The 24,749-nt window shown below is 34.6% G+C and carries 23 protein-coding genes and 2 pseudogenes; 10 read left to right on the forward strand and 15 right to left on the reverse strand.

Translation table 11 applies throughout. The features are described from left to right. Positions 1-129: 129 nt before the first annotated feature. The 5 genes from nagB to ACNQGH_RS08160 all read right to left on the reverse strand — a co-directional run bounded on the left by nagB (position 130) and on the right by ACNQGH_RS08160 (position 6,479). Entirely contained in the window at positions 130-2,058 is a 1,929-nt protein-coding gene (nagB, locus tag ACNQGH_RS08140) for a glucosamine-6-phosphate deaminase (protein ID WP_417955483.1), read from the reverse strand. Between the two features lie 112 nt (positions 2,059-2,170). Next, positions 2,171-4,351 (reverse strand): alpha-N-acetylglucosaminidase, encoded by a 2,181-nt coding sequence (locus tag ACNQGH_RS08145; RefSeq protein ID WP_417955484.1) that lies wholly within the window; start codon positions 4,349-4,351, stop codon positions 2,171-2,173. A 621-nt stretch (positions 4,352-4,972) separates the two neighbouring features. Continuing rightward, positions 4,973-5,800, reverse strand: coding sequence for a HipA domain-containing protein (locus tag ACNQGH_RS08150; protein ID WP_417955485.1), 828 nt, complete (start codon positions 5,798-5,800; stop codon positions 4,973-4,975). A gap of 122 nt (positions 5,801-5,922) precedes the next feature. After that, on the reverse strand, positions 5,923-6,222 hold the full coding sequence (locus ACNQGH_RS08155; RefSeq protein ID WP_417955583.1) for a HipA N-terminal domain-containing protein: 300 nt from the start codon (positions 6,220-6,222) through the stop codon (positions 5,923-5,925). Positions 6,223-6,251: 29 nt separating this feature from the next. Next, entirely contained in the window at positions 6,252-6,479 is a 228-nt protein-coding gene (locus ACNQGH_RS08160; RefSeq protein WP_417955486.1) for a helix-turn-helix domain-containing protein, read from the reverse strand. Between the two features lie 774 nt (positions 6,480-7,253). Between ACNQGH_RS08160 and ACNQGH_RS08165 the strand changes: the two genes are divergently transcribed. Both ACNQGH_RS08165 and ACNQGH_RS08170 read left to right on the forward strand, forming a co-directional pair. Further along, positions 7,254-7,862, forward strand: coding sequence for a SatD family protein (locus ACNQGH_RS08165; protein WP_417955487.1), 609 nt, complete (start codon positions 7,254-7,256; stop codon positions 7,860-7,862). Next, the gene (locus tag ACNQGH_RS08170) at positions 7,850-8,152 is read left to right on the forward strand and encodes a DUF3307 domain-containing protein (RefSeq protein WP_417955488.1); all 303 of its coding nucleotides are present in this window, start codon (positions 7,850-7,852) and stop codon (positions 8,150-8,152) included. Before ACNQGH_RS08165 ends, ACNQGH_RS08170 begins: the two co-directional genes overlap by 13 nt. Before the next feature lie 917 nt (positions 8,153-9,069). Here ACNQGH_RS08170 and ACNQGH_RS08175 read toward each other — a convergent pair. After that, the gene (locus tag ACNQGH_RS08175) at positions 9,070-10,629 is read right to left on the reverse strand and encodes a Fic family protein (protein WP_417955489.1); all 1,560 of its coding nucleotides are present in this window, start codon (positions 10,627-10,629) and stop codon (positions 9,070-9,072) included. An 814-nt stretch (positions 10,630-11,443) separates the two neighbouring features. Here ACNQGH_RS08175 and ACNQGH_RS08180 point away from each other — a divergent pair. Next, positions 11,444-11,935: a hypothetical protein gene (locus ACNQGH_RS08180; RefSeq protein ID WP_417955490.1), complete on the forward strand. Its 492-nt coding sequence runs from the start codon at positions 11,444-11,446 to the stop codon at positions 11,933-11,935. On the opposite strand, the gene ACNQGH_RS08185 is transcribed toward ACNQGH_RS08180, so the two are convergent. The 3 genes from ACNQGH_RS08185 to ACNQGH_RS08195 form a co-directional block, all read right to left on the reverse strand. After that, positions 11,898-12,818: a transposase gene (locus ACNQGH_RS08185; protein ID WP_417955491.1), complete on the reverse strand. Its 921-nt coding sequence runs from the start codon at positions 12,816-12,818 to the stop codon at positions 11,898-11,900. The genes ACNQGH_RS08180 and ACNQGH_RS08185 overlap by 38 nt on opposite strands. A 271-nt stretch (positions 12,819-13,089) precedes the next feature. Then, positions 13,090-13,374 (reverse strand): hypothetical protein, encoded by a 285-nt coding sequence (locus ACNQGH_RS08190; protein ID WP_417955492.1) that lies wholly within the window; start codon positions 13,372-13,374, stop codon positions 13,090-13,092. A gap of 83 nt (positions 13,375-13,457) precedes the next feature. Further along, on the reverse strand, positions 13,458-14,219 hold the full coding sequence (locus ACNQGH_RS08195) for a reverse transcriptase domain-containing protein (RefSeq protein WP_417955493.1): 762 nt from the start codon (positions 14,217-14,219) through the stop codon (positions 13,458-13,460). A gap of 845 nt (positions 14,220-15,064) precedes the next feature. Here ACNQGH_RS08195 and ACNQGH_RS08200 point away from each other — a divergent pair. After that, positions 15,065-15,214, forward strand: coding sequence for a hypothetical protein (locus tag ACNQGH_RS08200; RefSeq protein WP_417955584.1), 150 nt, complete (start codon positions 15,065-15,067; stop codon positions 15,212-15,214). A 225-nt stretch (positions 15,215-15,439) separates the two neighbouring features. Here ACNQGH_RS08200 and ACNQGH_RS08205 read toward each other — a convergent pair whose 3' ends face one another. Both ACNQGH_RS08205 and ACNQGH_RS08210 read right to left on the reverse strand, forming a co-directional pair. Beyond that, positions 15,440-17,758, reverse strand: a complete 2,319-nt coding sequence (locus ACNQGH_RS08205) for a TonB-dependent receptor (RefSeq protein ID WP_417955494.1) — start codon at positions 17,756-17,758, stop codon at positions 15,440-15,442. Positions 17,759-17,957: 199 nt separating this feature from the next. After that, positions 17,958-18,077, reverse strand: a pseudogene (locus tag ACNQGH_RS08210) (hypothetical protein); the annotation flags it as partial. 513 nt (positions 18,078-18,590) lie between these two features. On the opposite strand from ACNQGH_RS08210, the gene ACNQGH_RS08215 reads away from it, so the two are divergent. From ACNQGH_RS08215 to ACNQGH_RS08230, 4 genes and pseudogenes are all read left to right on the forward strand, one after another. Further along, positions 18,591-18,743 (forward strand): hypothetical protein, encoded by a 153-nt coding sequence (locus ACNQGH_RS08215; protein WP_417955495.1) that lies wholly within the window; start codon positions 18,591-18,593, stop codon positions 18,741-18,743. Positions 18,744-18,758: 15 nt separating this feature from the next. Beyond that, positions 18,759-18,965 (forward strand): annotated as a pseudogene (locus ACNQGH_RS08220) (recombinase family protein); the annotation flags it as partial. A gap of 45 nt (positions 18,966-19,010) precedes the next feature. Further along, complete coding sequence (locus tag ACNQGH_RS08225) at positions 19,011-19,448, forward strand: recombinase zinc ribbon domain-containing protein (protein ID WP_417955585.1); 438 nt, start codon at positions 19,011-19,013, stop codon at positions 19,446-19,448. Positions 19,449-19,517: 69 nt separating this feature from the next. After that, positions 19,518-19,883, forward strand: coding sequence for a hypothetical protein (locus tag ACNQGH_RS08230; protein WP_417955496.1), 366 nt, complete (start codon positions 19,518-19,520; stop codon positions 19,881-19,883). Between the two features lie 405 nt (positions 19,884-20,288). Here the strand turns inward: ACNQGH_RS08230 and ACNQGH_RS08235 are convergent, their stop codons facing one another. From ACNQGH_RS08235 to ACNQGH_RS08245, 3 genes are all read right to left on the reverse strand, one after another. Then, positions 20,289-20,813 (reverse strand): cysteine hydrolase family protein, encoded by a 525-nt coding sequence (locus ACNQGH_RS08235; RefSeq protein WP_417955586.1) that lies wholly within the window; start codon positions 20,811-20,813, stop codon positions 20,289-20,291. 261 nt (positions 20,814-21,074) lie between these two features. Then, positions 21,075-21,353: a hypothetical protein gene (locus ACNQGH_RS08240; RefSeq protein WP_417955497.1), complete on the reverse strand. Its 279-nt coding sequence runs from the start codon at positions 21,351-21,353 to the stop codon at positions 21,075-21,077. After that, positions 21,307-22,224 (reverse strand): alpha/beta hydrolase family protein, encoded by a 918-nt coding sequence (locus tag ACNQGH_RS08245; protein ID WP_417955498.1) that lies wholly within the window; start codon positions 22,222-22,224, stop codon positions 21,307-21,309. The genes ACNQGH_RS08240 and ACNQGH_RS08245 overlap by 47 nt, the downstream gene beginning before the upstream one ends. A 203-nt stretch (positions 22,225-22,427) precedes the next feature. On the opposite strand from ACNQGH_RS08245, the gene ACNQGH_RS08250 reads away from it, so the two are divergent. Further along, positions 22,428-23,300, forward strand: coding sequence for a helix-turn-helix domain-containing protein (locus ACNQGH_RS08250; protein ID WP_417955499.1), 873 nt, complete (start codon positions 22,428-22,430; stop codon positions 23,298-23,300). Positions 23,301-23,446: 146 nt separating this feature from the next. Here the strand turns inward: ACNQGH_RS08250 and ACNQGH_RS08255 are convergent, their stop codons facing one another. Further along, on the reverse strand, positions 23,447-23,782 hold the full coding sequence (locus tag ACNQGH_RS08255) for a winged helix-turn-helix transcriptional regulator (protein WP_417955500.1): 336 nt from the start codon (positions 23,780-23,782) through the stop codon (positions 23,447-23,449). 143 nt (positions 23,783-23,925) lie between these two features. Here ACNQGH_RS08255 and ACNQGH_RS08260 point away from each other — a divergent pair, with 143 nt between their 5' ends. After that, on the forward strand, positions 23,926-24,681 hold the full coding sequence (locus tag ACNQGH_RS08260; RefSeq protein ID WP_417955501.1) for an NADPH-dependent F420 reductase: 756 nt from the start codon (positions 23,926-23,928) through the stop codon (positions 24,679-24,681). Positions 24,682-24,749: the final 68 nt, after the last annotated feature.

Raw genomic sequence — 24,749 nt, forward strand, 5'->3', positions numbered from 1 at the left:
TGCTAAATTAACGTTAACGGTTTGCTAAGCAATGGACATGTTATTCCGAAACATGGACAATTTGATTAAAATCAATAATAATGCAGTATTTGTAAAATATTTTTGCCTTTAACCTCTAATTATTTTACATTAATACCGCCATCTGACAAAAGCTTCCATAGCTGCATAATGTGATAATCCCAGTTGGTGGTACAAATCAGCTGTTTCTCCATTTCTATCCTCCGCACGTTGCCAAAATTCCCTGCTGTCAGCCCCTTGAAAAACCACACCGTCTTTTTGTGATTGGTGTTTAAAAATGCCTTTTCTCTTTTCCAGTACCTGATCGGGGCCCATCGGTACCGCCATTTCAATCTCATCAATTCCCCATTCCTGCCAGGCACCTCTGTACAACCAAACCCAGCAGTCTTTCATGAAATCTTTTGTTTTCAATCGTTTTACAGCTTCAAAAATAGCATCCAAACATACTTTATGGGTACCATGTGGATCTGCCAAGTCTCCTGCTGCATAAATTTGATGCGGTTTTATTTTGTCAATGAGATCCATTGTTATTTGGATATCTGCTGCTGCTAATGGCTTTTTATCGATCGTGCCTGTTTCATAAAATGGAAGTTCCATAAAATGAATTTGGCTATCAGGTACTCCGACAAAATAACACGTAAATTGGGCTTCCCCTTTTCGTATCAGGCCTTTAATGTATCTCACTTCTGGGATATCAACGACATTGTTTTTTTTATTCTTAAGAAATGCTGCCGCTTTTTTATAAATATTTTCAGCTTCAATACTTTCAATTCCAAATTTGTCATTGTAATCACATACAAAACTGGCAAATCGTAATGCTTCCTCATCTGCTACAGCAATATTTCCTGAGGTTTGATACCCTACATGTACTTCATGACCTTGTTCTTGCAAGCGTTTAAAGGTCCCTCCCATACTAATGATGTCATCATCCGGGTGGGGACTGAAAATAAGAATGCGTTTTTTAGCCGGTTCCGCTCGCTCTGGTCGTTTACTGTCGTCGGCATGGGGTTTGCCTCCCGGCCATCCTGTAATAGTGTTTTGCAGTTTATTGAAAATTTTAATATTGATATCATAGGCTGGACCTAAATCTGCGAGCAAATCACTCATTCCATTCTCAACATAGTCGGCATCGGTTAACATTAAAACAGGTTTCTTTAAGTGCAATGCCAAACCCAAAACCGCTTTTCTTATCAGGGTATCGGTCCAGTTGACTTTTTCAACCAACCATGGTGTATTGATCCGTGTTAATTTTGATGAGGCAGCCTTGTCTAAAACAAAAGTGGCATTATTGTGTTCTTGCAAAAAGGATGCGGGTACCTGATTGGTTACCGGACCTTCTACGGCAGCTTTGATAATATCTGATTTTCCTTCTCCCCAAGCCATCAGAATGACTCTTTTGGCCTCCATAATTTTTTTTACCCCTAAAGTAATCGCTGTTCTGGGAGTATTGTTAAGACCTGAAAAGTCATTACTTGCAGCGACACGTGTAATATGATCCAAGGCAACCAGACGTGTTTTGGAGTTTTGCAAAGAGCCGGATTCATTGAATCCTATATGACCGTTTCCTCCAATTCCTAAAATTTGTAAATCAAGACCTCCTACCGCTTCAATCTTAGCTTCATAAGTACTACAGTATTCCCCTATTACTTCTTTCGATAAAGTACCATCTGGAACATGATAGTTTTCTGGTAACATATCGATATGATTGAACAGCAACTCCTTCATGAATCGCATATAGCTATTTATAGCGTCTGGTTCCATGGGATAATATTCATCTAAATTGAATGACACCACATTTTTAAAACTCAATCCCTCTTCTTTATGAAGACGTACTAACTCCGCATACAAGCCTTTCGGGCTGGATCCTGTAGCTAAACCTAATATACAAGACTGCTTTTGTGCTTGTTTTACCTTGATAAGATCTGCTATTTCTTTAGCGACTGCTTTTGATGCAGCCACTGAATTTTCATACACTACAGTTCCTATATTTTCAAATCGCTTTTCAAAACTTGTTGCTTTATCGATACCGCTCTTTAACATTGTTTTTGTTTTATTTATTGATTTATTGGTTACCTATTCAGACTACTTGCAAATGGATATTATGCAATAAAATGCGATAGTATCAAATCGTAATGCGCTGTCTCACGGCTATCTAATACAGCTGTGCGCTATCACACCATTTTATTTCCCATTCTTTTATTAATTCTCTTTCCTTTACTTCATCAAATGGTTTATTTGTGATCGATGATGCTCTAAGAGCCTGCAAAAACATTTTCCATCTTGGCCAATAAAACTCCTGATACATCCCCTGCCATGATCTGGATGCATAATCATTTAAATGACCCTCACCACCCCAAAGGGTTATTAGCATTTTTGCGTTTTTTAAATAGAGTTTTGATGTTGCTGTAGTGGTGCCGTAATTCCAGGCAGATTTCAGCCAATAATTCAAATTATTTAAAGGTTGCCCTGAAAGCATTGCGTCTATGGCTGCGGACTGTTGTTCTATATTGTTATACAACTTATCTGCCTTTGTTATTTCCTTCAGCTCATAGGCCTTAACGCATTCCATTAGCAGATCATCGATACAAAGTGAGTAATAATGCCTTGAAATATCTAGTAAATCATAAGCGTAAAGATTATTTTTATCGTAGTTTTTAGATTCTTTTTTCAAAAGATCCAAAGCCTGTTTTAGTTTGTCCTTATCGCCAGGATTTCCTTTAAATGCCGTTATTTTTAGTGTAGGTCTTTTAAAAAACAGATAGGCCCCCGCTCGATCATCCCACCAACGGGTTTCCCAATATTTAGTACTATATACTGATTCTATAATTAATTTCCATGCTTGAAAAACAGCATCAGAGGGTACTCCCTTGTACCTGGCATTTAAATATTTCTTTAGCCAGTCATTCACTGGCTCCTTTCCTTGTGTCCAGGGAAGATCATAAATGTATTCGTAAACAATTGAGTTATTGTTTAATCCTTCAGGCATTGCTCCATACCCAACAAGATTCCCTTTATCAGAATGATTTAAAACACTGGTCAGCTCGTTCCTATAGAAATTCAGATCACCATAAACAGGATTAGATCCTCCGTAATTATGTACATAACCATAAGTCCATTGCTTTCCATAAAAGGCTTCCTGGTTTTCCCATACTTTATACCTGTCATTTGCGTAATCCTGAATGATCATCCTATCGTTCGGCACTTTGCTTAAAAAAGATTTTACTGCTTCTTTGTTCCAAAACTCTTTCTTATCGCCAAAAAGCCAGCCTTGCAGCACCCAGACAGCTCCAGGAGCTGCTGCCTCAATGGTTTCATATATTGCGCTCCCATAATCTGACAACTCCTCATATTTGTGTTCTTTAGAAACGGGAGGCGTTATTTCATTAAAAGAATCGGCTAAATAAAAATCTGATGGCCCATATAACTCCGTATAAATTGCTATAAAACGCTTTCCTATTTCTTTAAACAAAGGGTCTTTAGGGTCTAACAGATAAGTACTTTCAAAACCTCCTCCGGACCAGGAGCTTAATTCACTAATTTTTGAGTTAGGATGTTTTTCGGCGAATGCTTTTGGGACATAACCACTAAAGGCCGGCACAACAGGATGCATTCCCAATCCTTTCATTTTTTGCAGCATTTTTTTCTGAATCTTTGCTTTTTTGTCGATCCATTCTTGTGGTAAGGGTCCCTGATGACTGTTTATATTCCCCATCCTTTGCCATGGCAAGAACGCCGGTCCTGCAAAATGTGCTTCCAGTTGACTGGAAGTTAATCCGTACTCTTTCCATAATTGTTGCCAGACGGCCTCCTGCCCTTCCATAGCTGTAGGCATATTAATCCCATGAAGTGCCATCCAGTCAATTTCTTGTGCCCACCGTTCCCAATCCCACCATGGAGTGGTATAGCCATACGTACAGGCATTTAAATATTTTCTATATTTAAATGGTGTAGTTTCTTTTTTAGAATACGTTGGCCATGTCTTAGGTAAATCAATGCTGTTGCCTTCCCAACTTACTAAAACTGCTCCGATGTCTCTAAGAAAATTATAGGCCGCATAACAAATTGCTGTATTGGATGTACCTTTAATTTTTACTGTATTCGCTGTTGCTTCCACTTCAAACCAATCCGCTGTGTTCTGTCGGTTTTCAATGATGCTTAACTCAAACTCATTTGCGCGTTTACCAATAAGCCTTTCTATTACAGCCAATGCACTTTTTGTGCTTTTATCATTTTTACAATACCCATTAGGGCATAAAAAAAATAGCATTATAAAAAATGAAATGGCCCTTTTAAATGAATTGTGGTTGTTACTTTTCAAACACTCTTTTCTCATATGGAAATATTTAAGTTTCAGTTATATATATTAGTTCTGATGAAATCAAATCACCAATGCTATGAACTTTCTAAACCATAGTAAATTAGCTAATTAATTAAAGTTAAAATTAAAAATAAACAATTGTTAAAAGATGGACACATCATTCAAAACCATAGACATATTGCCCGTTCTTATACCCACACTATTTAAAGATTTATAGCTCCGCCATAAAGGTAAGGCGAAGCTATTCTCGTTATAAAAGAGGGAATTAGACGGAGGATTACTGATCTAAAAAATATAAAAAAATCTATTTCTAATGGCGTTCAAAGGAATTTATAAGACGATCAAGGAATTGAGAAAGCATTGTTTTTAGAAGAAACATTCACAAAACAGAAGTTTCATGGTTGCAATAATCTGCCACCCTTTTTCTTTTATAAATGGTTCAGCTAAATAGGGCAGCAGCAATAAAAGTGAAGCTTTTGGAACAGGGATGGCATCATGTATGGAAGATTATGAAATTGATTATTGGCTCTATGGCTATCATCAACTATAATACAGGCGTTCTCATTATCGGAAAAAAAAAAAATTGACATCGATTATTTGGGAATATAAAATACAATGAAAATCAAAACTTCCATTTTATTCTATGTCAAATAATCGATGGTATCTTTCTTCTAAGAGTGCCTTATATTTTTCTTTGAACACATCCGATAGGAATGAATTATCGATCCACTGGATGGCGATGGGTTTATTTTTTTGGAATCGTTTTGCGATGCCCTTTATTTGTTTTTCATTTAATCCAAGGGATATTCCCAGTCTTTTGAAATGTTCCCATTTTAGTTTTTCCTTTTTTCCTTCTAATGTCAGCGCTAATTCCTCTGTATCGTCTGGATTTACTATGGCTATGTTTAATAAATCGTAAGCAGGTGCTAACGTCCAGGTTTCTCCGAAATGTATCATAGAAAAGTTTTTCAGATGCATATCATTATTACCTGTGAGAAAACTAAAAATACCCAGTTCCAAAAAGTACAATTTGTCAAGCAAGGTATTATCTGAAAATTCATCTAAGGCTTTGCCTATTTTTTCCATTGAACTTTTGTACTTGTCAAAAGCTTCTGTGATTTGGAACATATCGAGCATGTGGATTTTTTCTCCAGTTGCTGTTCTATCGATGCGTTTAGTGATATAGGATAATTCTCCGGACTGCAGTCTTATTAAACTAGACTTTACAGTATTGATGCCGAAAGCTTCTGCTATGCGCATGGTCAGGTGTTCATTTTCGGGCATTTCAGCAAATTGGTCAGATGGTGGCTTGAATATATAATTTCCACCCAAAGCCCCAACAATGGTGAGACGCCCTTTATTTCCGTCCTGAATGGTATCGTTTACAATTGATAAAGACAATTTTGGTTGTACTCCTGGTACCGCCACACTTCGTTCCACCACATTTTTTGCTAATGCTACCATTTGCATCAGCGAATGATCGAATGCGGGTTGGTTGTTTGGTGCCGAAAAATTCTAAGCTGCACTGCTGATGAAAATCATCAGCAATTTTAGCATCTAATGTTCGATAACAATACAGACACTTTTTACTCATTTTCTTTTGCTATTGGTTGAACACTTACTGCTCCGATACAATTTTGACAACAAGCCAAAAGTAGTCCCATGCGATCGTTAGTATTGATTTTCCAGTTTTTAGAAGCGATATCCAGTAACCATCCTTCAGGTATTAAACCTTCGAAAAAAGGAAATAATCGCTTATCAGTATATGTTTTTGTGCGCACTGGCATGGTCAAGGTGATGCTTTCTTTTGGATGTTCATTTGCATATTTTTCATCATACTGAAAACTATAATCTCCTTCGTCTGTTTCTGATAGTATTCCTGCCAGAAATTATTCACAATAGATAGATGCTTTTCTCATGACCTCTGATCATCATTTTTGGATAATTCCCTTGCATTTACTGGTGCTAAAGTATGCCCAAACATTTTGAGCACTTGGTTCACTTTTTCCAGATTTAGGTTTTCCTTTCCTTGTTCTATTTTTCGAACAACGGTAAGCGCTACACCTGCACGTTCTGCAAAGGCTTCCTGCGTTAGGTTTACTTCATTTCTTTTCTCTTTTACAAAATCAGCCAGTGTTTTCATAGTGTAGCAATTTATTGATTTTTAAAGATCTATGCAATCGCTAAACTTTGTTATTATATGCTTTTACAACGATTACAAGCAAATATAGCTAATTATATGCAAAAACATATAATTTTATTAAAACAAACAAATCTGTATGCTTTTACATATAAATTCGTTTGGATCAGTCCTAAAAGTTGAGCGATATGCCTTTAGAAAAGTATATCGCTACTACTTGGCACATGCAATGCGCATTATTGCATGGCGCTTCCTTGGTCATACAATAAGGTACATCAATAGATCTTTTGATTTATTTCGAGTACGTACCTGTTGTCTTTTTCATGTATTTTAGAAATCTACATAATATTAACAAATAAGTCGTACAGCTAAATATTACTTCCTATCTCTATTAAGGCAAAATTTTTTTGATTAGAGGGCCAAAATAATCAATATTATGAAAATTATAAATTTATTGAAATATGGATTTTAAAGAATTATTATCACAATACAAAGACCAGCCAATAAGTTACTAATTACTATCGAGCCTGCTAAGACAATACAGTCTCATCCCAATGACAAAATAAAGGGACTAAAAGATGCCGAAGGATTTTTAGAAGAACACGGAAGATTGATGGCGAATAAATTAAAAGTTTATTACGGGCAGTTATAAAAACGATGGTAAAACATACATTCTCATTTATATGAAAAAAACCATATATTTTAATTTATATGATAAAAAGCATATATTTTTATTTATATGATAAAAAGCATTTATTTACATAAAACGTAAGAAATATGGAAGCAGTAATTACCGCCGATGTAATCAATTCAAGAGCAGTATCTCCTGATATTTGGCTCAGTGTATTAAAGGACACTTTGCAGAATGTAGGTGCGGAATACAATACCTGGGAAGTGTATCGTGGCGACAACATTCAATTGATCACGACTCCAATAAATGCATTGAAGTTAGGGATATTATTAAAAGCGGTAACGAAACAAATTCCTAATTTAGATATTAGAATGGCTATAGGGCTAGGAGAAATAACATACCGTTCGGAAAAAGTATCTTCTTCAAATGGCCCAGCATTTATCCATTCCGGAGAAGCATTTGATGCTCTTAATAAAAATACCTTAGCTATCAAAAGCCCTTGGAAAGATTTTGATGAGGTACTGAATATCATGTTAGATTTAGCTACACTAACTATGGATAATTGGAAACCTGCAATGGCTGAGATTTTTAAAAAACAATTGGAAAACCCTAATTTGAAACAGGTAGAAATTGCAGAATCATTAAATAAAAAACAAAGTAACGTAAGTTATAGCTTAAAAAAAGCAGGCTATGATGAAATTATGAACTGTTTAGAATATTATAAACGAGAAATAGAAAAATTATGTTATTCATAAAATTATTGCTAGCCCATTTTTTAGGTGATTTTGTATTGCAATCTAATAAATGGATTAAGCATAAAGAGAAAGATAAGTTTAAATCCATACACCTACATATACATATCTTAATTCATGCGGTTTTATTGCTTGGGGTATTGGGTTTTGAAAAACAATATTATTTACCCATAGCTTTTATAACTTTTACCCATTTCGTGATAGATGGAGTAAAACTATTGAGGCCTATCAATAATGACAGAATATTATTTTTCTTAGATCAATTAGCAGATATTCAGTACGCATTTTTTTGAAGAACAAGAAGATTTAATAAAATTTATGATACAAATTTGAGTTTAAACTAGCCGCAAAAATCAATAAATTGACGACTTGAAAAATTGCGATATAAGTATTTCCGGAAGCTGAAGAAAAATATTTAAAAATTATCGACAGAGCTCTTTTTAATGGTTCGAACAGTAGACACAGAATAGCTTCTGAAATTGTATTTTTTGTAAAAAAGATAGTTTTACTCACTTTTCACACAAAAAAACTTGCTTATTAAATTTTTAAATAATTGATAATAAACTCATTACAAACGGTTCGGATCCAATTAGCTATCATAAAAGGACAGGTCTAACCAAGTGCAATAAAAACGAAAAATAAAATTCACAATATATTAATTAACAAATAGTTAAAACTAAAAAATGAAAAAATAACTGATTTACAGTAATAAAATCATAAATATCGTAAAATATGACATTCTGACAAAAATCACATAAATAGCTACAATTCAACAACATAAAAACAAAAAACCGACCAAACATATTAAATATGTATGATCGGTTTCGTGAACCTTATGGTACAAAATTCGAACCTTTTATTTGAAGATTTGAAACTCTTAGCTGACTCTTTTTAAGTATGTTTTATGATGCATAAGTTACTAAAATTGCAAAAATCAGTAGCATTGACCACTAACTGCCAAAATGAAGTGACCACAATTGTTCGGTTTAAATTAATTATTTAATTCCGTAAACTTTACAATCACTTACAGTGAAAATAAATTTCTAATTATGATGCTCAGTTTAAACCGAACAATTGTGGTCACTTAACTCTGAAACTACTGGTCACTTTATATCGAAAGCACATGTTCTTACTAACTGTTTTTCCACAATAACGAAATATCAACATTTTGCCACGTTTCTAAAATTAATCTTAAAGTACTTTTCTATCTTTAATTAGGTAGTTCTGCCACAGCTTTTCCTCGCATAGTTTCTTTGACAAGATAGCCCAGAAAGGAAGCAAATGGTTCGATATTCTGATCTACGCTTGCACTTTCAAGTGCCTGCATATAATCATCTCTTTTTTCTACAGGTATTACCGTCCACGGATATCCGCCAGAAGCCAGCATGGAATTCATTAAAAAACGTCCCATACGTCCATTTCCATCCATATAGGGATGAATAAATACAAATATAAAATGCCCCAATACACTCCTTACTGAAGCTTCAGGTTCTTCTTCCAATAGTTCAAACAAAACAGGCATGGCATCTCGCATCGCATCTACACTTAAGGGAGTGTGTTTGGAATTGCCTATATATACCAAATGGTTTCTGTATCCAGCCAAATCAGCAGGTTTCAAAATACCCGCCGTCACACTGGGATCAAACAATTCCCTATACCACTTTGCATGATCAGCATCAACTTGTGAACCAGCATTTTTACCTTGAAGAATTACCTTAATGCTTTCCTTTACGGATTGGAAGGCTTGGTAATATCCTCTTGCTGCCATGGCATCGCGTTGTTTACGATCTTCTTCATTTTCCTTGGCATTCCATTCACCTGAACTTACTTTTGCAATCAATTCTGGCGTTACACGGTATCTTTCAATAGATAATGAGTGATACGCATCTGTAACATAAATTTCCTCTATATATTTAAGAAACGATTCTTGTTTTTCCGGAATTCCTGGTGCAGCAGGAAAGTTTGCTATCACAATCTCTCGCATTTGAGTCCACATAAGACGAATACGATTGGCATATGGTGAGCGTTCGCGTCCAGAGAGTTTGAGATCTATTTTGTTTTCAAAAGGATCTTCCTCGCGAATATCATAGTCCGCCTGTTTAAAAGTAGCTATAATCTGGTCAGCAATCTTCTCCCGATCAATATTTCGGAAAGCCCCGGCCAAACGTCCTGCTAAAGTTGTATGTCCATTTTCCAGAAGTATGGGCAAAAGTTCTGATGCATCTCTAATCAAAGATAACGTGGTACGCGCATCAATTGCATTACGTACATAAGTGCTGGCCGAACTGTATATTAATGCTGCCTGTAGATTATACATCCTGATTCCATTTTTTTGTACCGTAAGCTGATCTGCTGGTGGCAAATCTCCACGTAAATTGAAAATAGAAGTATGGTGTGGAAAAGATGTGGAAAGGTTGTTTGCTTTTGGGGAACGAACAAGCAGCTGTTGCGGAACTACTTGATTACCTGCATGAATTAAAAGTGATTGATCAGCAGATAAACACCAGTTCTCACTGTATCTGCGTTCTAGAAATACTGCAACAAAATCCCAATAGGAACTGTACCAGGAAGTAGTTTCACCATCTCTTTCTTCAGGATTAGCTGCAATGTACCAGCCCTTTGTTACTTCTTTGATAAATCCATTTTTGATCAGTATTTCTCTATATTTACGATTAGGGATATCATCTGTATAAATACCAACAACTCCTCTTTCTTGTAATTCCTGCAAGAACTTAAGCGCTTCTATAAATCGTTCACGTGGTGTTGCCATAACTTTTTTAAGATGTTAAATACAAATGGATTTATCTATTAAATATTGATGTGGTAAAGTTAGTAAATAATGTTGTGCAAATTCTATTAAATTATGTCGTGAAAAATTTATTATATTGTGTTGTGCAAAATATATTAAATAATGTTGTGCAAATTCTACTAAATAATGTCGTGAAAAATTCGTTGTATTGTGCTGTGTAAAATCTATTAAACAATGTTGTGCAAGTTCTATTAATCAAAGTAATAAAAATTCTATTAGATGATATATGTGGAAAAACCGGTCAAATTGACCACGACTTCCCAGTGTAAATTGGTTCTTCGTCAATTTTGGTGAAAATATAAATAATATTTACAACTTTATTTTTCAACAAATCCCAACCTTTTAAAAAGGCATACCAATTTTACCGTATAAATTATATACTTGTCTCCTTTAAATGCCATTTTCCACCAATCAGCAATTATTGGATTTGTTCATTTTTGAGCCATGTTAATAGACTTAAGAATATCAAAAAAATAATATCATGAAAGGTCTGGTTTTCAAATATTAAGACGTCACTCATCTCGATTCTAGATCACCAAAATTGACGAAGAACCTGTAAATTGACCAGCCGTTCCGGAGCAAACTGACCACCACTTACCAATTCCAAATGACCATCTAATTCTAGTTTAAATTAGACAGTTAATCTCATTGTCTTGTCCTAAAATTACTTGTCGTTTTAGTAACAAGCTATACTTGGACGAGACACGATTAAAATTTTCAAACTTGAAAATCAGCAGTTAATTAATTTATCTTTAGATTTTCTTACTTACTATCTATGGAAAAACAATCAGAAAATGATGAATTAGATCAACATATTGATTCTTTAATTACTGCTGAATACATAAAATTAATTGAAGGTGATATTGGTCTTTGTACTTGTCAACTTTTCAAACGTGATTTAGCTAAAGGGGCGGTTCCATTTGCATCTGGTGTTTTTGTTTTCCTTGGGGATGAATTTTATCTTCTTACAGCATCACATGTCATTGAAGACTGGTCGGATTCGAATCGTTTATTTGTTAAAATCAAAGATGATTATGTTTCAATAGCTGGAAAAGGTTGTGGGACTGAAATGGAGAAAGAAAAAAAGATAGATGCAGCTTATATAAAACTTAAACCTCAATTAGTATCCCTTTTGATACAATGTTATAAATTTCTTCCATACAATAGATTTCTATTCAATCAAAAAATATTCGATGAGCCTGCCTATTGCGCTTTTGGTTATCCAGTAATTAATGCGAATCAAGGGTTAAAAAAATTAAGTTTATAAAGGCTGCTGCTATCTTTCCAAACAGATGTACTAACAAGCCTTTTGTGGATCTAACTTTGCATGCTCTTTGAATATTGGTTTTTTCAATTAACCAATTGAAAAGGGATTCAATAGGTTGTCTAACCCTTGATACTGCGGTTGAATACAGGTCGTTTGAAGCTTTGTCTCTATTTCTAATTTCTTGACATTCTCCTTTTACTGCTTTAACAGGGGCCATCATTACAGAGTTTTTTTCTTTCTCAAAATCAGAGAAAAATTCTTTGTTTTGATAGATTTTATCGCCAAAAAAGAATCTATCTTCTTTCGTTGACCATACCTCTTTGAATACGGTTAAATCATTGACAGATGCCGGGGTAATTTGTATCTCCTCGGGAAAAGGAATTTTGTTTTCTCGTCTAAAAGCTAATGAATGAAGTTTAACTCCATAGTAATACATGCTTTTTGTAGAACAATATCCTTTATCTGTAATGTCTTTGGCAACTTTTCCGCAACGCTTTCCAGAACAGGTTATAATCGGCATTGAGTCCAACAAGCTCTGATCAAAAAAACAATCCTCAGGATAGTGGTCTGTAATCAAGCTAGTTACCAATTCTTTGAAAGTTTCTGATAATCGGTTCAGTCGATTAGAAAACGCAGAATAAGTACCAAGTTTTGGAAACCAGGAATACAAATATTCGGCAGCGAATCGATGGATTTGCGTTACGGTAATTCGCTGTTCCTCTTCTAATGCAAATAAGTAAATTGTCATAATTTCTTGATCTGTTAAATCTTGCTTGTCGTTATTGCTGAATCGCTGACATGTGTATTTTAAATCTTTTTCAAATTGTTCACAAATTGTTGAATAGATTTGTATTAATTTTACGGCTTTAGTCTGAATAATCATATGTTTAAAAGTGCTTCGAATACACCTTAAACGTACTGATTTTCAGACTTTAAAACAAATATTTTGAAAGATATTTCTTGTTATTTAACTATATTTACCACTGCTTTTCAACCCTTGATTCGCATTAATACTTAAAGAATCAACATAGTCCATAAATCTCGAAGAAATTTTCGTGTAATGTTCGATCGTTACTTTCGAATAATCGGCGTCGGAACAGTATCGCTTAAACTCGCCGATCACTTGAATGAAATATAGATTATGAAGAATATCTTTATGCTTGTAATACCGGCGTAAGATTGATCCATGAAGTTGGAAATCCTAGCATTCGAATAATCCGCAAGTCTTGAACTTCAATCTGCTTAAACTGGCCTGCCATTTCCTTTTCAAAAATATTTAATTTCTTTTCAAGAAAATCAATTCCTAGTCTTTCAGAAAAACAAACCTCCTGCCGCTCATTTGCAAATTTTATCAATAAACTCCATCTCGCTTGATAGGTTCTAAGGGTACCATCACTGTAGCCTAACCTTTCCAATTCTTGCTTGAGTGCAAGAATCAATTCATTTAATGTTTTTTTTCCATTGTATTTTTATTTTATATTATGCAAAGTAAATATAGTAATGCATATTGATTATCAATAACTTAAATTAATTTCTTTGCATAAGGAGGATTATGCAAAGATTTGCATAATCCTCCTTGCGGTGTGCCTTTTATCCGTTGTTCTTGAAGACCTTCACTTAGAATATCCGTCTTTAGAATTTTGTCAATAAGGCGTAAGAGTCGCTTATCTCCTATTCTACTACTCAATATCCACATTAGTCTTTGATGATTGACTTCATCAAAGAATTTTGCTAAATCCAAGTCTACGACCTTGTCTTTGCCTGTTTTCACGAACTGACTTGCTTGGCGTAGTGCTTGGTGGGCATTGCGTTTGGGACGGAATCCATAACTGTGGGGAGAAAATTTAGGATCAAATACCGGTTGTAATACTTGACTGATAGCTTGTTGCACTACACGGTCTTTGATTGTTGGGATTCCCAACTGGCGAAATCCTCCTTTAGGTTTGGGGATCTTGATCCCTCTGACCGCTTGTGGTCGATAGTTTTCCTGTTGTATTTCATCTTGAAGTTCTTGGTAATGTTTGCCAAACCAAGCTCCAAATTCTTCTATACTCATTTGGTCTACTCCACAGCTGCCTCCGTTGCGTCTTACCTGTTTATAGGCTTTTTGCAAATTGCCGAAACTTATAATTCGTTCCAGGAGATTCGTCGTCTGATTGCGTTCTTCTTTGCATATAGAAAGCCACTCAGGGTTTACCTTTCCGCTCTTTTGGTACCATACGGGTATCTCCGTAACGAAAAGGCCATCGCTATAAATACATTCTTCCTGTCCTGCAGGCTTCATCTGATTTTTCGATTGTTTTACACCCTTTATCATTGGCTTTTACTATTCTAAAAAAAAACTCCTCAGCTTTAAGGATTCAGCCCTTCGCTCCATTTCCATTACAGAGACTTCTTCACTACTATGGCCTCGGCTGACTTCTGTATTAGGGCTTTGTTTTACCAGTTCGCTCGGCTTAACCTCTACTCCTGCATACAGACCTCCTACGGTAAACTCATATCTCTTTCCCTGTAACTGACATAATTTACTACCCCTGTTTACGTCCAACTATTGGGCTTTGCGGTATAATGCCCACTAACCCACAGAGTAAGCCTTATATTACGTTTCTGTTCGTTCAGTCACAGTTTTGCCGCCAGCTTCCTTCAGATTCTACCTCACGATAGACACCCTTGCTATTGGCTAACGATTCCCATTGGCAGGCTCGTTCGGGATTTGCACCCTATAGATATATGGTATGCGTAGCGCACATTAAAAACCCCTTAAAATCTTTAAGGGGTTAGCTAACCAACTCATGTAAAATAAAATTAAACAACCTATTTTCAACTTATTTTAGGATACTATGGTTATTTTAATAATCCAATAATATAAATTTATTATAAAATCAAAATTTGACCCTTGTGTTGGTAAAAACTATATTCTTATAATACTGTTAATTATTTTTTTTGTACGCAGCTTTTTTCCACTACCTCTTATATTTGATTAAATCAATTTCATTTTCATTTTAGCTATTATGACTGTTGCAACCGTATTCCCAATAAGGTTTATAATAGCTCTTCCTTCACTCATAAAGCGATCAACTCCTATTAACAGAGCTAAATGAGACTAGTGATCATAGTTATATTAGTAAAATTGAAAAGGGAGAAGCGAATATAACTTTAGAAACAGTATTAGAGTTGCTTATTGCTTTAATGCAAACCCCAAGGATTTATTTGATTTCAAACTTTATAAGCCATAAAACAAAAAAAAGATATCTAGGCATCTTTTTTTGTTTTATGTAGTTATTTAAAATGCTTGGGTTTGAATTTTTTAACTAAAATAAGAGAAACGGTAAAGAATTTAAAAGCTTTAATAGTATTGGAAATTCAAAAATATGCAAATTACGACTTGAGTTGAAATTTATAGATGCGCCATATTAGATTTTAAGAAAAAGATTAAGAACTTAAGTAAAAAAAACAAAGAAATGAAAGAACGATTAATTAATATTGAATTGTCATTTATCATACTTAAAATTTAAAAATCAAATTGCAAAACAATTGTCTTCCATGTTGTAAAAATTGTTTTGGACCACCTAATCTAATGTCGGGTTGATAAAATGTGGAATTAAACAGATTCGTAATTGATAATTGTGTGGTAATTTCTGCATCATACACTTTTATTTTTACATAAGAAAATGTCAAATCAATCTTGGTATAAGGGGGAATGGTAATTACTTGTAAAATCTCTTTATTCCCATGTTTTGCTTGAATTTCAGAATAATAATTGATTCTTGAATTTATTGAAAACTTGTCGGTTGCATTAAAAGTCAAACCTCCGGTTATTCGATGTTTATAAACACCAAGATTTACGGTACTCGCTCCAGCGTAATCGTCAGCATCTTTTTGAACATAAGAATAACCAATTTCAGTTCTAATTTTTCCTATTTTATAAAACAATTGACTTTCAATGCCAAAGACATTGATTACTTTATCTGAATTTCTGAAACTTGTCGTTGCAGCCGGTTCAATAAAATTTGTTGCTGTGTTTTTGTAGGCAACAATATTCATTACTAAATTACTGGTAAACGATTGATTGATTCCAATCTCAAAAGTGTTCATACGTACTGGATCAATTGTAGCAGTCTTATTGTTTATCGATAAATTACCAAGTTCAAAAATAGTAGGTTCACGAAAAGCCTGCCCAAAAAGAAATTTTATTGAAGTTTTTTGAAATGGGGTATAAACCAAACCGCTGCGAAAGGTGAAAATGGATTTGTATATATTGTGATAATCAAATCTTCCGCCCAGTGTGAGATAAAATTTATCAAAAAGTGTTTTTTGCAATTGTAAAAACAGTGAGTTTTTATACTGACGGAAAAAGGGTTTGCGCATGCTATTATCAATAGAACGAGTTTCGTTAAAATCAGGATTTAATCGATTTTTAGAAAGTGCTATGCCCAATAAATCAAACATATCAAAAGTATAGCCACCGATAATAGATAAGGTTTGGCTTGGAACATAATTTAATTGTACATTACCTTTATATCGTTTTGAACCTGAACTCGATTGCTGTGAATAGATATCCATGAAATTTTCTTGAATTTCTTGATCCGTCAGTGGTAAGTCCGGATCATGTCCGTTTTTTACAAGTGTATTATAAGTAGCTTTGTTAAAAGAAGTGTTTAATCCCCAGAATTTTTCTTTATAAAATTGAAGTTCTGCATTAATTTTAAGTTTGCCACTAATTTCTTTGTCCATTCCAGCATAATATAAGGCTAATTGACGGTAATCGTATTGACTTTTATAATCTAACGTTATATTTTCAAGTCCTCTACTGCCTCTAAGTTCGTATCCCTCTATGCCCACATAAAATCCTTTGTAAGAAATTTTCGCAGCATATGGAAGCGACCAACTGCGCTGTTCAAATTGTTGGTTTACGGGAAATGCTTTAGCAGGGAGTCCTTGTCTGAAATTTAGAGTATCTTTTATAAAATCTTTATAATCCCAAAGATTGCTGCGGAAATATCTAAAACTTCCACTAATACGAAAATCATTTAAATTTTTCCCAAAAACGATACTATGAGATTGAGTTTGTTGCGTTCCAATTCCAGCATGATACTCTGTTGCATTAAAATCAGTGGAATCATTCTTTGTGATGATATTAATAACACCAACCAAAGCATTTGCGCCATAAAGAGCAGAAGCCGGGCCTTGCAGAATTTCAACCTGTTTTATGTTATGTGTTGCAAATTGCGTTGCAATAAATGTTTCGGAAGCTATTAAATTTTGCATTTCTCGTCCGTTTACCAACAGTATCGTTTGCGAAAAATTACTTAAAAAACCACGTTGTCCGCCAAAAGTAAAATGGTCCGTTCTTATAGCTACCACACCCGGAACGTTTTCCAATAAACTGGTTAAATCAGTGTAACCGTTTTCAATAATATCTTTTTCAGTGACAACATAAATTGTTGCCGGTGCAATTTTCCGATTTTCTGATTTTTTCGAAGCAGTTATAACTTCAATATTCATTAGTTCATCCAAACTGAGTTCAAACAAGTCAGTATCAGCAATCAATGTCATGTTTAAATCTACCACATCATCGGTAATTTCAACCACCTGGACTTTAAAATTTTCTTTTGCAAATTCAAGTGTTCCATAAGCTGCCGGCACTTCAATTGAATAGGCACCAGTCGCATCTGTAAAAGTTTTTAGGTCTGTATTTTTTACGCTAACTTTTACACTTTCAATAGGTCTGTTTGTTTTGTCGGTTATTACCCCAGTTACTATTCGTTGTGCAAATGCTATATTTGCCGTGAGAATCAATATAATAAATAAAAACTTTTTCATAATTTCTTTTTTCAGTTATGACTAAGTAATCTCAATTAACGCTATAAAATATTTTCTACTGTTACCTTTTAAACAACCACTGGCTTTGTTCCATCTCCATTTTTTGAATCCAACTGGTCTTAAAAATAGTTTATCGTACAATTTGGTTTTGATAGTATGCCGATAATTTTTTTAAGGATGAATTTATTATTAGAAAGTATCACATCCTCAGTTGTTTTGGCAATTGTTTTTCATTGCAAAAAACCAAAAACGATTTTAATGTCTCAGTATAAGTTTTTATCGTGCTGTCACTATAGCGTTTGGATAGTAACCAATGTTTAAACTTTTCTCGATGTCCTTACTTTCTATAGATGGAAGTTTAGTACTTTCTTCTTCTTTCTTGAAAATAATTTTATTATCCAATGTGTTTTGCAAGTACCAAACACTCAAAATTAGACTCCATCTGGCGCCTTCTTTTAAATAAACGGCGAACCGACTTTCATTTCAGTGTTTTTATGGGTTTCGCTGTTGATGCCTTTTTTGGTTTTGGCGTATTAAAGTTAGTGAATTTTTTGTTTGGAATTGTTGTTTTTTGATAAAAATGGATATACTATTCTTAGCTAAAGCTCTAAAACAAGACTTTTTTCAACAGATAGTATGTAGCTTCTCCACAACATAAAGCTTTCAATAGAGGGCTCTCATCTTAAATTTTGGTTTTTACGTTGTCAAATAAAAAAATGAGAGATATAAAAGCAGTGATATATTATGGTAGTACCTCCCCCGGCCAATTTATAGGTGAAAATGAAACTGGTAGCAAAATTTCTAAGTAGGATACTTGTTTGAAATTCTTTTGATGGACGGAGTAAATACATCTGATGGCATGAGAAGAGCGAGAAAAATGGGCAGATGGCCTGGAAAAGCACCTATTGGTTATATGAACAAGGTTGCTTCTGATGGCAAAAAGATTATCGTACCCAAACAACCTGAAGCTGATTATATCCGTTGATCATTTGAAGAATATTCAAAAGGTAAATTTACAATTAGCTATATCAGAAGAATGGCTAACCTAAAAGGACTTATCTGTGGTAGAAATAATTTTTGGAAGGTTCTACACAACCCGCTTTATTGTGGATTAGTCTTTGTACCTGCGAATAAAACGGAGGAAGAATATTTTGTAGAAGGTCTCCATGAGCCACTTATTTCAAAGAAGCTTTTTAAAGAAGTTCAGTGCCTGCTAAACAGCCGTCGCGCAACAACTTCGTTTAAGAAAAAAATGAAACCGGTTTTCCTTTTGAGAGGATTTTTAATTTGTCCATGCTGTGGCAGGCGATTAACTGGAAGTACATCGGCTGGAAGATATGCGAAGTACAAATACTACCATTGTGCAGTTAGTAAGTGCAAAGGACGTATAAGAACTGATATTTTGGACTTTGAATATGAAGAACTATTAAAAAAAATAAACATTAAACCAGAAGTTTATGAATTGCTTGAGCTTGTACTGGAGGATGAAAATATTTTGACTGTGAAAAGGGGATGTATGAATGAGCAAAAAAAGATTCTTAAAGAGATTTCGGATCAAGAGCTTTTAATATCAAAGACAAGGAGACATTTCATTCAGAATAAAATTGATTTTGAAGATTTTAATGATTTAAAAAAGGAATACAAACAGGTGATGGATTTCCTCAATGAGCGGCTTACACTTGTGAACTAAAGTCTAGCTAGCTGCTATGCTGGCAAAAACATCAGAGATCTAAAAGGTGGTGAAAACAATGTTTTAACATTGTATAAGAGTCAAGATGTAGCCGGTAAACGATATATCATCGAGTTATTTAGACCTCTTTCGTTCGACCCAGTAACGAAGAAATTAAATCCTTTACAAATAAATCAGGCTATATCCATGATAATTACCTCTAGTGATCAATATATTACCAACACTAATTTTCTAAACATCGGAACCATTGACCAAATTTCAAATAGTAAACCCAGAGTTTTCTCAGATAGAAGGGTCTCTGTCAATCAGGCAATGAAAATATTGAAAAAGAATGGTATCGATACAAGCGTAGCACAGGTAAAAGAGATACTTAATTTCCTGTATATATTTACTAAAGTATATTCGAATCGAGATGTTCAAATATATATGAGTTGATAGTATCCGCAAGGGGATATCGAACATCAAATCATTGTTTTATTATCTACTTTGGCATTTTTTTTTAAACGATTTTTACGAATCATAAATATCGAACCAGTAAGAATTTTAAAAATAACTCTATAACTAATTGCAAATCAATAAATTAAACCAAATAAAAAAGAGGACAATCATAAATGATCATCCTCTAAAGTGACCTTGCAGGACAAAATTCGAATCTTTTATTAGAAGATTTGAAACTTTTAGCCGACTCTTTTTGAGTATGTTTTATGATGCAAAGGAACTAAAATAAAGCGTTCCTTGTAATTTTATGAAAGAAAAACCAACTAATAAACTCTCTTGTAAATACTAAAATACTCCCTCAAAACATCACTATTGTTGTGTTTACGTATAATAATTTTTTATTTATTTGGTTAATTGTGCTGTAGTAATCACATCGGCCTGCACCGGAAATATCTTTTCCATCAAAACTCTCTGTACTTCGGGGTCGTTATCTGCACAGGCATCAGACACAACAGTGATAAGGTAATCCTTATCAGCAGCTTCACGTACCGTTGAAAGAACCACGCCACTTGTTGAAACGCCGCATAAAATTATATGTTTTATATTTTTGGATCTTAAAATAAGTTCAAGTTCAGATCCTTCAAAGGCTCCAAATCTTCTTTTCTGCATGATAATGTCATTTGGAAGCGGCATTATAGATTCTGGCAACAACATCGATTGTGCAGGATCTGCTTTTTGGAAATAATCTTTGTAGGCCTCAAAAAATTTGTTATTTGAAGAAATTTCCGGTGCATTCTTCCGAAAACCTGCATTGATATAAATTACAGGAATACCTTCTTTTCTCGCTTTTGCAATCAGAATTGCTACTTGAGTCACGACACCTTTAGCGTTATTTCGCTCCAGGACGACTGTTTGCATATCCATCACCAACAGTGCGCTATTTTCTTTAAATGTTGCTACTTGTGCCTTACAAAGTTGACCAGAGATGATAAAAATACCGATAAATATGATTTTTTTTTAACTTATTCATTTTTCTTGATTTAAAATTTTTACTTTCTGAGTTTATGCGGAAATAGAATTTCTTCTTTGACGGTAGTACCTTTTTAAAACTATATTACTGTTGCGATCATCTGATAATTTTTTAGAGTAAATGAACTACAGTGCCGTTTAGAAAACTCCGTCCCATTGTTATTTTATTAATGGAATCGTATATTTTTCTAATACCTTCAGAACAGGTCCCTGATAAGGATTTTTATATCCGTCAAGACCCTTTTCTTTTAAAAATTTTTCAAGCAGATCGGCTATCTGAATATTATTTAAATCTGCAAATGGTGCGTGGGTATTTCCATAAATCCCTATTTCTGGCAATATTATCAATCTCGCATCTCCGCCATGCCTGTTGACTGCATCTACAAATTGCTTAGCGCGCTGGCTTGCCACACGCCATACCTCGCTTGAATATCTCACTTTTTTCTTTTGCTATGTTGTCACCAAAAATGATCAGAATCGGCATTTTTGTAAGTTTCTTGAATTCTTCCATAGATACCAATTGTGGTGCCTGCGTTTCATTGACTAGTTCAACTCCCGTAGCAATTGCATCTGGAATTTCAGTCTCCGGGAAAGCGCACGCTCCAGGTTCATAAGCTACAACAGCTTTAACAAGCTCAGGAGCGGTCATGGCGGTTGACCAACCATATTGACCACTATTGGAGTGTGTGATTAAAATTGCTGGTGTCGTTTCCTCTAACAGCTTAGCCATCGTTTTGCCCATAAAATCTCTGTGCTCTTTTGTTCTTGGTTCTTCACCTGTATCAGGTGTTTGCTGGCGGAAAAACTGATCAACAGCATAAGGTGTGTTTGGAAACTGTGATCTTTTGAACATAAACGGATCCGCAGGGCGCTTCCAAATACCATTACGAAAGGCATCCCAAACTGCACTTTCCTGTAATATAGTAGGAACTGATTTTTGTGTGTCAATTTTTGACATCGTGTAACCCGCTCGTCCTCGGCGCGGCTGATCAATAATGTAAATCGACCAATCTCTGCGAGGCAATATGGACATATAACCCTCACGCCCATCAGGTGTAGATTCATAGGCCTTTCCTGATTGCCCGATGCCGTGCATCATTACAATAGGATAACTCCTTGAATGCTGCGGAATATAATATTGTGCGTAACCGTGATCACCGTGGTATGTTTCCCCACTTTCCGTTTTTGAAACTGTTCCTCCGAAAAACAAACTACCCATAGTTTTCAGAATGATCGGTTTTTCTGCTTTTTGCGCATTCAATAATGTACAAAAGAGAATAAATGCAAATGCTGCAATTATTTTTTTCATGTTAAATTGATTTAAATTACCTGATTTTTACAGATGCAAAATTATAATAGGTATAATGAAATTCTGTTTCAATTATTACTGTACTATTTTCACTTTTTTCGGTTTTTTAGAAATTATGACATTCCATAAATACAGTCAAGTATTTGTAATTCTATTATTTAGTAATAATTTTATTTCTTTACGAATACTTAAAAAAGGTAAAAATGAAAAATGAGATCATCAATAGAAATCAGCTTAATTCAGGGTATACTGCGGTCGAGTCAGATGACCTCACCTTTTCTTATGATTTGAATGATGTGCATGATGAGAAGTTCAGTAACTATGCAATTCATGTGTTGTGCCGGCAAGGAACTTTCAGCTTTCGAATGTCAGATAAAATATTTCATATCAATGAAGGAGACTTTATAATTTGGACCCATGGGAATTTGGTGTCAGATATTAAGATTTCTGATGATTTGGATGTAATTGTATTATACGTTTCATATCAATTTGTCCGCAACAATTCTCCCCATACTGATTATGATATTATAGGTAATCTCGCACTGCTTCAAAACCCCGTTCTGCCGCTTAGTGAAGAAGATAAAAGAGTATGCGAAAACGATCTGAAGCAAATTGAAACCCGATTACGGAACATCTCACATCGGTTTTATCACGAACAGTTGGGCTGTTCAGTGGTAGCCTTTTTTCTTGATCTGTACGATATGCACGTACGCACTTATAATGAAAGCCCCGTTTCAAAACAAAATGCCTTATTGTTACGAAGATTTATTGATCTATTAAGCACTGGCGAGTATATTCAAAGCAGAGAAGTTGCGCATTACGCCTCCAAATTATTTGTTACCCCGAAATACCTTTCAGAAGTATGTAAAAAAGTAAGCGGACGATCTACAACATTTTGGATAGACCGTTTTACAATTACCGTGATCACAAGAAAGTTACGTAATAAAACAATTACTCTTACAGAAATCGCTGATGAAATGAATTTCTCATCCATTTCCTATTTTAGCCGGTATGTTCAGCGGATTTTAGGAGTATCACCAAGTGAGTATCAGAAAAGACACGATATAACAAACTAACGGCTGAGGACTACTGAAAAAAGCATTCACTGCATATTATTTCCGTGGTACGGGAGATATTAGCATTGGAATTAAGAAAAAGCAAAAGCTGAGAATACAATGAATGAGGAATTACAAAATTGGCTATCTTTTAATTCAGAACCTTGCTATTCCCGGTCTGTAACTTTCTTGCGATGGTTCAAACCCCAATCTTTAAGTGCATATATAATAGGTGTTAGCGTATCGGCATAAGCTTCTAATTGATAAGAAATTTTAACCGGATAACTGTCGATTACATACCTCTTGATTAGACAGTTTTGTTCTAGATCTTTAAGTTCTTTAGCCAAAACCTTAGGTGTTATATCGGGAATACTTTCCTGTATATCAGTAAAACGATCATTACCGACACCAATTGAAATGATGATTGGTAACTTCCATTTTCCATTGATTACATCAAGTGCGTCTCTTACTGGTTTTATTGTTTCTATACAGTCACAATGCACTTTTTTTACAGCCATATCACTTCACTTTAGAGATTAATCCACTTTCCTTTGGGAAAGTACTATACAAAGGTAAGCAAAAAGGACTTAATTTTGCAATTACACTTACGACACCTATAATAATCAATTACTAAAAACTAAGACAAATGAAAATAGGAATAATAGGTACTGGAGCAATCGGTGGTACCATCGCAAAAAAATTAGCACAAGTCGGCCACGAAATAAAAGTATTCAGTAGCGGAAAACACCTTTTATTAGAAAAAAGAGCTGCCGAATTGGGAGTGAAACCTGCTGGAGTCGATGATATTACAAAAGATGTTGACGTTGTAATCTTATCAGTTCCAACAATAGCAATCCCCCAACTAGACGAAAAATTGTTCACGAATATTTCTGAAAAAGTAATAATAGTAGATACTTCTAACTATTATCCGTTTCGTGACAGCGAAATTGAAGAGCTTAAAAACGGTAAAGTAGAGAGTGTTTGGGTATCGGAACAAATTGGACGTCCTGTAATCAAAGCTTTTAATAATTTATTAGCAGAAAGCTTGGCCAATGGTGGAAAAGAAACCAGTGCTGATGATAGAATTGCGATGGCTATATCTGGCGATGATGAAAACTCAAAAAAAGTAGTTTCAGATTTAATCAGTGATGTGGGTTTTGATGCTGTCGATGCAGGAACACTGTCTGAATCATGGAGACATCAACCGGGTACACCAGCTTATTGTACAGAATTGAATGTAGCAGAACTTAAACAAGCTCTCATTGCAGGTATAAGAGAAGATGCTGCTTATCTAAGAGATTTGACTATTACAAAATTAATGGAACGTACTTCACCTCCATCTCATGAAGAGATAGTCGCATTTAACCGTTCCTTATTTCCAAAAAATCCAAAAATAGCATAAGAACATGCTTTAAACACAGCAATCTTAATAGTTTGTTACTCAGTCCAAACTGTTAAGAACTGCTGTTT

This window comes from Flavobacterium kochi (assembly GCF_048286715.1).
Lineage (GTDB): Bacteria > Bacteroidota > Bacteroidia > Flavobacteriales > Flavobacteriaceae > Flavobacterium.

What these genes read in the sequence shown, in the direction of transcription:
- nagB (WP_417955483.1), bottom strand. Translation starts at nt 2,058, where the DNA reads ATGTTAAAGAGCGGTATCGATAAAGCAACAAGTTTTGAAAAGCGATTT.
- ACNQGH_RS08145 (WP_417955484.1), bottom strand. Translation starts at nt 4,351, where the DNA reads ATGAGAAAAGAGTGTTTGAAAAGTAACAACCACAATTCATTTAAAAGG.
- ACNQGH_RS08150 (WP_417955485.1), bottom strand. Translation starts at nt 5,800, where the DNA reads ATGGTAGCATTAGCAAAAAATGTGGTGGAACGAAGTGTGGCGGTACCA.
- ACNQGH_RS08160 (WP_417955486.1), bottom strand. Translation starts at nt 6,479, where the DNA reads ATGAAAACACTGGCTGATTTTGTAAAAGAGAAAAGAAATGAAGTAAAC.
- ACNQGH_RS08165 (WP_417955487.1), top strand. Translation starts at nt 7,254, where the DNA reads ATGGAAGCAGTAATTACCGCCGATGTAATCAATTCAAGAGCAGTATCT.
- ACNQGH_RS08170 (WP_417955488.1), top strand. Translation starts at nt 7,850, where the DNA reads ATGTTATTCATAAAATTATTGCTAGCCCATTTTTTAGGTGATTTTGTA.
- ACNQGH_RS08175 (WP_417955489.1), bottom strand. Translation starts at nt 10,629, where the DNA reads ATGGCAACACCACGTGAACGATTTATAGAAGCGCTTAAGTTCTTGCAG.
- ACNQGH_RS08180 (WP_417955490.1), top strand. Translation starts at nt 11,444, where the DNA reads ATGGAAAAACAATCAGAAAATGATGAATTAGATCAACATATTGATTCT.
- ACNQGH_RS08185 (WP_417955491.1), bottom strand. Translation starts at nt 12,818, where the DNA reads ATGATTATTCAGACTAAAGCCGTAAAATTAATACAAATCTATTCAACA.
- ACNQGH_RS08195 (WP_417955493.1), bottom strand. Translation starts at nt 14,219, where the DNA reads ATGAAGCCTGCAGGACAGGAAGAATGTATTTATAGCGATGGCCTTTTC.
- ACNQGH_RS08205 (WP_417955494.1), bottom strand. Translation starts at nt 17,758, where the DNA reads ATGAAAAAGTTTTTATTTATTATATTGATTCTCACGGCAAATATAGCA.
- ACNQGH_RS08215 (WP_417955495.1), top strand. Translation starts at nt 18,591, where the DNA reads ATGGACGGAGTAAATACATCTGATGGCATGAGAAGAGCGAGAAAAATG.
- ACNQGH_RS08225 (WP_417955585.1), top strand. Translation starts at nt 19,011, where the DNA reads ATGAAACCGGTTTTCCTTTTGAGAGGATTTTTAATTTGTCCATGCTGT.
- ACNQGH_RS08245 (WP_417955498.1), bottom strand. Translation starts at nt 22,224, where the DNA reads ATGAAAAAAATAATTGCAGCATTTGCATTTATTCTCTTTTGTACATTA.
- ACNQGH_RS08250 (WP_417955499.1), top strand. Translation starts at nt 22,428, where the DNA reads ATGAAAAATGAGATCATCAATAGAAATCAGCTTAATTCAGGGTATACT.
- ACNQGH_RS08260 (WP_417955501.1), top strand. Translation starts at nt 23,926, where the DNA reads ATGAAAATAGGAATAATAGGTACTGGAGCAATCGGTGGTACCATCGCA.